The organism is Nocardioides sp., from assembly GCF_051876515.1.
Classification (GTDB): Bacteria; Actinomycetota; Actinomycetes; order Propionibacteriales; family Nocardioidaceae; genus Nocardioides.
On record NZ_JBJEHY010000102.1, the window covers coordinates 1 to 2,393 of the forward strand.

The 2,393-nt window shown below is 69.3% G+C and carries 2 protein-coding genes; both read left to right on the forward strand.

Annotated elements, in window-relative coordinates:
• Window positions 1-1,177, forward strand: a 1,177-nt coding sequence (locus ACI379_RS07565) for a DNA methyltransferase (protein WP_439791475.1), incomplete at its 5' end; no start/stop codon positions are given.
• Between the two features lie 61 nt (window positions 1,178-1,238).
• A complete protein-coding gene (locus ACI379_RS07570) occupies window positions 1,239-2,357 on the forward strand; it encodes a hypothetical protein (protein WP_439791476.1) in 1,119 nt (372 codons plus the stop codon).
• The last annotated feature ends 36 nt before the right edge of the window (window positions 2,358-2,393 follow it).

Sequence of the window (2,393 nt, forward strand, 5' to 3'; positions counted from 1 at the left end):
CATCCGAGAACACGGGCTCGACACCGCCGGGATCGTGGCTGCGCTCGAACGCTCCATGGGCGTCGAGCGGGTCGAGGTCACCGGCGAGGGCTGGACCTCGGTCCACAACGACACGGTGGACGAGACGGCCCGCATGGCCGACGACCAGGTCGACCTGATCGTGACCTCGATCCCCTTCGCCAACCACTACGAGTACACGCCGTCGTACAACGACTTCGGCCACACCGACGACAACGAGCACTTCTGGGCGCAGATGGACTTCCTCACGCCCCAGTTGCTGCGCGTGTTGAAGCCCGGCCGGATCTACGCATGCCACGTGAAGGACCGGATCAACTTCGGCAACGTGACCGGGGCCGGCATCCCGACCTCGAGCCCGTTCCACGCCGAGGCGATCTTCCACGCGCTCAAGCACGGCTTCGACTACCTCGGCATGATCACGGTCGTCACCGACGTCGTGCGCGAGAACAACCAGACGTACCGGCTCTCGTGGTCCGAGCAGTGCAAGGACGCGACCAAGATGGGCGTCGGGTCGCCCGAGTACATCCTGCTGTTCCACAAGCCGCAGACCGACCGCTCCCGCGGGTACGCCGACGAGCCCGTCACGAAGTCGAAGGCCGAGTACACCCGGGCACGCTGGCAGATCGACGCGCACGCCTTCTGGCGGTCCTCCGGCGACCGACTGCTGACGCCCGAAGAACTCGTCGCCCTGCCCGTGGAGCAGCGCTCGCAGATGTTCACCGAGCAGACCCTGCAGGAGGTCTACGACTACGAGACCCACGTGCGCATCGGCGAGGACCTCGACGCCCGCGGTGCCCTGCCGGCCACGTTCATGAGCCTCGCGCCGGGATCCGCCGACCCGTTCGTCTGGCACGACGTCAACCGCATGCTGACCCTCAATGGCCAGCAGCGGCAGCGGAACCTGACCATGCACGTCTGCCCGCTGCAGATCGACATCGTGGACCGCCTCATCAACCGGTTCAGCAACCCGGGCGACCTCGTGTTCGACCCGTTCGGCGGGCTGGCCACCGTGGCGGTCCGCGCGCTCGCCCTGGGCCGCGAGGGCCGCGTGCACGAGCTCAACCCCGGCTACTTCGCCGACGGCGTCAACTACCTCAAGGCCGAGGAGATGAAGCACTCCATGCCCTCGATGTTCGACCTGCTCGACGTCGACATCTGACCCTCACCCATCAGCCGCACCCCCAGCAACCGCTGGGGGTGCTTCCGTTTCAGGAGGAACCTTGTCCACTCTCACCGTCCGCGCCGACCGCAAGGCGCTGGCCGAGGCAGCCGCGTGGGTCTCCCTCGCGATCCCCCGCCTCCACTCCACCCCCGTCCTGTCGGGCATCCGGCTGCGCGCCGAGGGCGACACCCTCACGCTCAGTGCCTACGGCTACGAGATCTCGCACGAGGTGCACCTGGAGGCCGAGGTCTCCGGCGAGGGCGAGTGCCTCGCGTCGGGTGCGTTCCTGCGCACGATGTTCGCCGCACTCCCCGGCAGCCACGTCGACCTCCAGGTCGACGGCATGCGGCTGGTCATGAAGTCCGGCCGCTCGGAGTACCGCACCCAGCTGCTCAACCTCGAGGAGTACCCGAAGCTCCCCGCGACCCCGCCCACCGTGGGCACGATCAACGCGACCACGCTCGGCGCCGCCGTCGCTGCCTGCGCCGCGCCGGTCGACGATGCCGCCCCAGCCGAGGGCCTGCGAGGGCTTCGCCTGGAGGCCGACGGCGCCCTCGACATCGTCGGCCTGTCCAGCTCGCTGGCCATCCACCGGGCGCTCGACTGGGGCGGCGAGGCCTTCACTGCCACCGTGTCCAGCGCCGCACTCGTGGCGGCCGTCAAGGGCATGTCCGGAGAGGTCGCCGTCGGGCGCTCCGAATCTGGCGTCAGTCTCTCGGACGGGACGCGCGTGGTCGTACTCAGGACCCTGAGCGGCGAGTACGCGAAGTGGCGCCGCGTCGACCGCGCACCCGAGGAGGACCGGTTCGCTGTCGAGGTCGACCGCGACACCTTCGCTGCCTCGATCAAGCGCGCCGGCCTCTTGGCGCGCAGTGGAAACGGCCCCGCTGAGCCCATCGGCCTCGTCATCGGGCCGGACTCCATCGAGCTCGGCGCCGACATCGACGGCTCCGGCGGGTCGGAGGTCATCGACGCACAGGCCGACGGGTCGGAGCGGATCTACTTCGCCCCCGACCTCCTCGGCTCCGCTGTCGCCGCCATGGCTCCCGGGCCCGTGCGACTCGGCATCGGGAAGCGCGCCAAGCCCAGCCAGGGAGGGCTCCTGACGGTGCGCTCCATCAACACCTCCGGCCACCGCGCGGTCGTCGGAGCACGAGTGGGAGGAGAAGCACGATGACCACATCGTTCATCGGCAAGCTGGCCGGCGTCACCT